At 74.4% G+C, this 6533-nt stretch carries 7 protein-coding genes; 6 read left to right on the top strand and 1 reads right to left on the bottom strand.

Going from position 1 to position 6533, the window contains the following annotated elements; all coding sequences use genetic code 11:
• The 6 genes from VK640_00535 to VK640_00510 form a co-directional block, all read left to right on the top strand.
• The coding region (locus VK640_00535; protein HTE71675.1) for an amino acid ABC transporter permease at window positions 1–697 on the top strand (697 nt) is incomplete at its 5' end.
• Window positions 698–699: 2 nt separating this feature from the next.
• Complete coding sequence (locus VK640_00530) at window positions 700–1455, top strand: amino acid ABC transporter ATP-binding protein (protein HTE71674.1); 756 nt, start codon at window positions 700–702, stop codon at window positions 1453–1455.
• A 22-nt stretch (window positions 1456–1477) separates the two neighbouring features.
• The gene (locus VK640_00525; protein HTE71673.1) at window positions 1478–1825 is read left to right on the top strand and encodes a TraR/DksA C4-type zinc finger protein; all 348 of its coding nucleotides are present in this window, start codon (window positions 1478–1480) and stop codon (window positions 1823–1825) included.
• A 118-nt stretch (window positions 1826–1943) separates the two neighbouring features.
• A complete protein-coding gene (locus tag VK640_00520; GenBank protein HTE71672.1) occupies window positions 1944–2111 on the top strand; it encodes a hypothetical protein in 168 nt (55 codons plus the stop codon).
• A gap of 140 nt (window positions 2112–2251) precedes the next feature.
• On the top strand, window positions 2252–2419 hold the full coding sequence (locus tag VK640_00515) for a hypothetical protein (GenBank protein HTE71671.1): 168 nt from the start codon (window positions 2252–2254) through the stop codon (window positions 2417–2419).
• Window positions 2420–2488: 69 nt separating this feature from the next.
• Window positions 2489–5482 (top strand): AAA family ATPase, encoded by a 2994-nt coding sequence (locus VK640_00510; GenBank protein HTE71670.1) that lies wholly within the window; start codon window positions 2489–2491, stop codon window positions 5480–5482.
• A 16-nt stretch (window positions 5483–5498) separates the two neighbouring features.
• Here the strand turns inward: VK640_00510 and galE are convergent, their stop codons facing one another.
• Window positions 5499–6488, bottom strand: a complete 990-nt coding sequence (galE, locus tag VK640_00505) for a UDP-glucose 4-epimerase GalE (GenBank protein ID HTE71669.1) — start codon at window positions 6486–6488, stop codon at window positions 5499–5501.
• Window positions 6489–6533: the final 45 nt, after the last annotated feature.

The following is a 6533-nucleotide window of genomic DNA, read 5'->3' as shown; positions in this document are numbered from 1 at the left end:
GAAGGAGCAGTTCCTCGACCCGCAGGTGGCCAAGGACTCGTTCCCGGCGATCCTCGAGGGCTTCTGGCTCAACCTGCGGGTCCTCGCGGTGTGCGCGGTGCTCATCGTGGCCGTGGGGCTCGGCGTCGCCGCGACCCGCACGCTGCGCGGGCCGGTGTTCGCGCCGCTGCGGTTCCTGGCCGCGGTCTACACCGACGTGTTCCGCGGCTTCCCGTTGATCGTCCTGCTCTACATCATCGGGTTCGGCGTGCCGGGGCTGCGGCTGCAGGGGGTGCCGACCTCCCCGGTCTTCCTCGGCGCAGTCGCGCTGGTGCTGACCTACTCGGCGTACGTCGCCGAGGTCTTCCGCGCCGGCATCGAGACGGTGCACCCGAGCCAGCGGATGGCGGCCCGGTCGCTCGGCCTCACCTACGGGCAGTCGATGCGTCGGGTCGTCCTGCCGCAGGCGGTCCGCCGGGTGACGCCGCCGCTGCTCAACGACTTCGTCGCGCTGCAGAAGGACGTCGGGCTGATCTCGGTCCTCGGTGCGGTCGACGCGGTGCGGGCCGCCCAGATCGAGGTCGCGCGGACCTACGACTTCACGCCCTACCTGGTGGCCGGGTTCCTCTTCATCCTGCTCGCGGTGCCCACCGTCCGGCTCGCCGACTGGGTCAACCTGCGCGCGGCCCGCCGCCAGCAGGCGGGCGGCGCCCTGTGAGCATCCCCATCACCACCCCGGTGCTCGAGGCCGAGCGGCTGGTGAAGCGGTTCGGCGACAACCCGGTCCTCGGCGGCGTCGACCTCGCCGTCGCCGAGCACGAGGTGGTCGTGCTGATCGGCGCCTCGGGTTCCGGCAAGTCGACGATGCTGCGCTGCGTGAGCCTGCTCGAGCCGCTCGACGACGGCACGGTGCGCCTCGACGGCGAGGAGGTGACCGACCCGCGCGCCGACGCCGACCGCCTGCGGTCCCGCTTCGGCGTGGTCTTCCAGTCCTTCAACCTGTTCCCGCACCTGTCCGTGCTGCAGAACGTGACCCTCGCCCCCCGGGTGGTCCACGGCGTGTCCCGGGACGAGGCCGAGGAACGGGCGATGCGGCTGCTCGAGCGGGTCGGCCTGGGCAGCCGCGCCAAGGACTACCCGGACCGGCTCTCGGGAGGTCAGCAGCAGCGGGTGGCGATCGTCCGCGCGCTGGCCAACGAGCCGCGGATGCTGCTGCTCGACGAGGTGACCAGCGCCCTGGACCCCGAGCTGGTCGGCGAGGTGCTGCGGCTGGTCCGCGAGCTCAAGGAGCAGGGCACCACCATCCTGATGGCGACCCACGAGATGGCCTTCGCCCGCCAGGTGGCCGACCGGGTCTGCTTCCTCGACGCCGGCGTGCTGTGCGAGCAGGGTCCGCCCGAGCAGGTCCTCGACGACCCACGCGAGCCGCGGACCCGGCAGTTCCTGAGCCGGGTCATCGAAGCCGGCCGGCTCTGAGGTGCCGACCCCGGACGACGCGCTGACGGAGCGCCGGCGGCGGCTGACCGCCCAGGTCGCGGCGCTCGAGCGGGCCTTCGCCGCCCTCGTCGCCGCGACGGAGGGTGCCAACACCGACGACGAGCACGACCCGGAGGGGTCCACCATCGCCTTCGAGCGGTCCCAGCTCTCGGCCTCGCTGGCCGCGGCCCGGTCCGGGCTGGCCGGGGTCGAGCATGCCCTGGCCCGGGTGGCCGCGGGGACGTACGGCCGGTGCGAGACCTGCGGCGGGCCCATCCCCGCGGGCCGCCTGGAGGCCCTGCCCGCTGCGACGACCTGTGTCGCCTGCGCCGGGCGCCACCCTGACCACGCCGGCGCAGGCGGGACGTAAGACCACCCGCGGGCAGAGATAGGGCAACCTCCCGATGTAGCCCCCCTCCTCAGGCGAGCACATTTCTCTCGTCACCACGAAGGACGAGCTCCGACCGGAGCACTGAGGAGTGAGAACCATGCAGCTCACCGCCGGCCTCTTCGCCAGCACCGAGACCGCCTACCGCCACGAGCGGATCAGCACCTCGTTCCGCGAGGCCTCCGCCGCCCGCGGCGCCCGGGCCGCCCGCGCCCTGCGCGCAGTCGGCCACCGCCGCCCGACCCGCTCCACCCTGCGCGCGGCCTGACTAAGGACCCTTGAGGACCCCTCCCGCGTGATCTAGGCAATCGTCCCGATGCGCCGGGGCACCTCAGGACCGCAGAGTCGAGACCACACCCGCCGGGAGACCCCCGGCACCTGCAGGAAGCCACCCGAGGAGGAACCGTCATGCAGCTCACCGCCAGCCAGTTCGCCGCCGTCGACACCGCGTACCGCCAGGAGCGGATCACCGCGTCGTTCCGCGACCAGCTCGCCACCCACGACCTGCGCAGCCTGCCGCGCCGATGGTTCGACGCGACGACGGAGGCGCGTATCCACGCGATCCGGACGGCCTGAGTGGCCGAACCGGCACGTTCCCGCCAGGCCGGGCGCGCACTGTCCCTGGTGCCCGCGATGATGGGTGACGTGGCCCCCGCGACCGAGATCCGAGGCCCACTGGTCGGCCGAGCCGTCGAGCTCGACCGCCTGGTGGGCCTCGTCGGCGTGGGTGAGGAGAAGCCGGCCGGGTCCGCCGTGCTGGTGTCCGGGGACGCCGGCGTCGGCAAGACCCGCATCCTGGCCGAGCTGCGCGACCGCGCCCAGACCGAGGGCTGGCGGGTGCTGGTGGGGCACTGCCTGGACTTCGGCGACAGCGCGCTGCCCTACCTGCCGTTCAGCGAGGCCTTCGGGCGGCTGGCCGCCGAGAGCCCGGTCGTGGCGCGGACCCTGGTCGAGGCCGCCCCCGTCATCGCCCGCCTGATGCCGGCCCGCCGCGTCCTGCCCGAGCAGTCGACCGGGCACGATGCCGAGCCGGTCGACGCGACCACCATCGACCGCCCGGAGCTGTTCGCGGCCGTGCACGGCGCCCTCGAGCAGCTGGGCCGGTCGGCTCCGCTGCTCCTCGTCGTCGAGGACGTGCACTGGGCCGACCGGTCCACCCGCGAGATGCTCAGCTTCCTGTTCTCCCGGCGCTTCGACTCGCCCGTCGCGGTGGTGGCGTCGTACCGCACCGACGACCTGCACCGCCGCCATCCGCTGCGCACGACCGCCGCCGAGTGGTCGCGGCTGCCCGCCGTCACCCGCGTGGACCTCGGCCGGCTCGGCGACGCCGACGTCCGCGAGCTCGTCCACTCGCTGCACCCCGCCCCGATGGCCGAGCGCGCCCTGCACGGCATCGTCGAGCGTGCCGAGGGCAACGCGTTCTTCACCGAGGAGCTGGTCCAGGCCGCCGAGGTCGGCCCCGACGCGATCCCCGAGGCGCTGGCCGACCTGCTGCTGGTCCGCCTCGACCGCCTCGACGACGACGCGCGCCTCGTCGTCCGGGCGGCGGCCGTCTCGGGCCGCCGGGTCCCCCACCTGCTGCTGGAGCGGGTGCTGGACGGTCGGATCGACTCCCTCGACGCCGCGCTGCGGGCGGCGGTCGAGGCCAACGTGCTCGTGCCGATGGGCGGCGACGGCTACGCGTTCCGCCACGCGCTGCTCGCCGAGGCGGTCTACGACGACCTGCTCCCGGGCGAGCGGGTCCGGCTGCACGCGGCGTACGTCGCGGCGCTGCAGCAGGGCGAGGTCGGCGGCACCGCGGCCGAGCTGGCCCGGCACGCCAAGCGGGCCAACGACCTGGTGACGGCCGCCCGCGCCAGCGTCGCGGCCGGCGACGAGGCGATGACTGTCGCCGGTGCCGACGAGGCGTCCCGCCACTACGAGCTGGCGATGGAGCTGGCGACGCACGCCTCCGACGAGGACATCGGCATCGACCGGGTCGAGCTCACCGCCCGCGCCTGCGAGGCGGCGGTCGCGTCCGGGCAGACCTACCGCGCGATCGCGCTGGCGAACGACAGCCTGCGCTCGCTGCCGGCCGACGCCGACCCCGACGCCCGGCTCCGGCTGCTCGCGGTGCTCGCCGCCGCGTCGCTGCTCGCCGACACCGAGGGCGACGCCCTGGCCACGACGACGGAGGCGATGGCGCTGCTGGAGCGCCACCCCGACGACCGGATGCGGGCCCGCTTCCTGGCGCTGCACGCCCGCGCCCATGCCGACCGGCGACGCCACGTCGAGGCGTCCGAGCTCGCCGGGCAGGCGCTGGAGCTGGCCGGCCGGCTCGAGCTGGCCGACGTCGTCGTCGACGCGCGGACGACGCTGGCCCGCCTCCGCGAGGGCACCCAGGGGCCGGCCGCGTCGGTCGAGATGCTCGAGGAGGTCGTGGTCCAGGCCCGGGCGGCCGGCGACCTGGACAGCGAGCTGCGCGGCACCTTCAACCTGGGCACCCTGCTCTACGAGAGCGGCCGGATCGAGGAGGCCCGGGTGGTCTACGCCCAGGCCACCGAGCGCGGTGTCTCGGCCGGCCGCCCCTGGGCACCGTTCGTCCTCGAGTCCCGCGTCCTCGGCATCCAGGCCGCCTACCTGGTCGGTGAGTGGGACGCCGCGCTCGACCTGGCCGACCTGCACGGCGAGTCGCCGCCGGAGCTCGCCGAGGCGATGCTCATCGCCAGCGGGCTGGTGGTGCGAGCCGGTCGAGGCGACGCCACCGCCACCGACGTGCTCCCCTCCCTCGCCGCACCCGGCCGGCGCGAGGGCATGGTGGCGCTGTTCGCAGGATTCGCCGCGATCGACCTCTACGGCGACGCCGGCGACCTCGAGGCCAGCCTCGACGCGCACGACCAGACGGTCTCGGTGCTCAGCGAGATCTGGGCCAACATGGACTTCCAGGCCAGGATCCGGCTGTCCGCGCTCGCCATCGGGCAGGTCGCGGCGGCCGTGCCGGGCACCGCCAGCGACGACCACGACCGGCTGGTCGCGGAGGCCGACCGGCTGCTGGCCGGTGCCCGGCGGGCGCTGCGCAAGCGCGAGGAGTCGGTGTGGGAGGAGGGCCTCGAGGGTCGGGCCTGGATGACCCGCACCGAGGCCGAGCACCTGCGGCTGCGCTGGCTGGTGGGCCACGACCTGCCGGCTCCGGGCGAGCTGCTGACCGCCTGGCGGGCGTCCACCAACGCCTTTCTCTCGCTCGGGCACGCGTTCGAGACAGCGCGGTCCCAAGCCCGCACCGCCGCGGTGCTGCGCGCCGCCGGCAACGCCGCCGAGGCGGCCGAGGCCGCCGAGCTCGTGCGGCTGGCCCGGGACACGGCCCGGCGGCTCGGCACCGAGCCGCTGCTGCGCGAGCTGCGCGCCGTCGGCGGCCAGCAGCCGGCCCGGGCAGCGGCCGAGTCCCGCCGCGACGAGAGCCTGACCGCGCGCGAGCTCGAGGTGCTGACCCTGGTGGCCCAGGGCCGCAGCAACCGCGAGATCGCCGGCCAGCTCTACATCAGCGCCAAGACGGTCAGCGTCCACGTGTCCAACATGCTCGCCAAGCTCGGCGCCGCCGGGCGCACCGAGGCGGTGGCCGTCGCCCGCCGGCGCGGCTACCTCGACGACCGGGCCGGCTGAGCCCGGCGACTCCTGCTCAGTGGGTCTTCTGCCAGCCGTCCCATGCGCTGGTGACCATCTCGGTCAGGTCCAGCCCGGCGGTCCAGCCGAGTTGGTCGCGGATCTTCGAGGCGTCGGCGAAGTACGCCGCCGGGTCGCCGGCCCGTCGGCCGACCACGTCGACCTCGAAGTCCATCCCGGTCACCGCGCGGACGGTGTCGAAGACCTCCTTGACGGAGACGCCCTCGCCACGGCCGACGTTGTAGACCTCCCCCAGCGGTCCCTCGTCGATTCGCGCAGCGGCGGCGGCGTGGGCGTCGGCCAGGTCGACGACGTGGATGTAGTCGCGGATGCAGGACCCGTCGCGGGTGTCGTAGTCGTCGCCGAAGAGCTGCGGCTTGCTGCCGCCGGTCAGCCGCTCGAAGGTCATCGGCACCAGGTTGGCGACGCTGCGGTCGGCCAGCTCGGGGGAGGCGGTACCGGCCACGTTGAAGTAGCGCAGGGCGGACCAGCGGACCTTCGGGTTCGCGGTCGCCAGGTCGCGCAGCATCCACTCGCCGACCAGCTTGGTCTCGCCGTAGGGGCTCATCGGCGCGGCCGGGGTCTCCTCGGTGACGAACTCCACCGGCGGGTTGCCGAAGACGGCCGCGCTCGAGGAGAACAGGTAACGCTCGACGCCCTCCTGGGTGCAGACGTCGAGCAACCGGGCGAAGCCGCCGACGTTCTCGTCCCAGTAGAGGACCGGGTTCTCGACCGACTCGCCGACCGCCTTCTTGGCGGCGAGCTGCAGCACCCCGGTGACGCCGTGCTCGCGGATCGTGGAGCGGACGGCGTCCTCGTCCTGCAGCCTGGCCTCGACGAAGGGCACGTCGGCCGGCACGTTGTTCCGGATGCCGGCGGAGAGGTCGTCGAGCACCACGACGCGCAGGCGGTGCTCGCCGAAGGCCCGCACGATGTGGGCGCCGATGTAGCCGGCGCCGCCGGTGAGCAGCCAGCACGGGCCGTTGTCGCCTGTAGTGACGGTCATGGCAGGCAACCCTAGGCGCCGGGCCGGTCCGGGGAGGCGACGAGG

This window comes from Actinomycetes bacterium, assembly GCA_035489715.1.
GTDB lineage: Bacteria > Actinomycetota > Actinomycetes > JACCUZ01 > JACCUZ01 > DATHAP01.
This window is presented reverse-complemented; position numbering and strand designations above follow the sequence as displayed.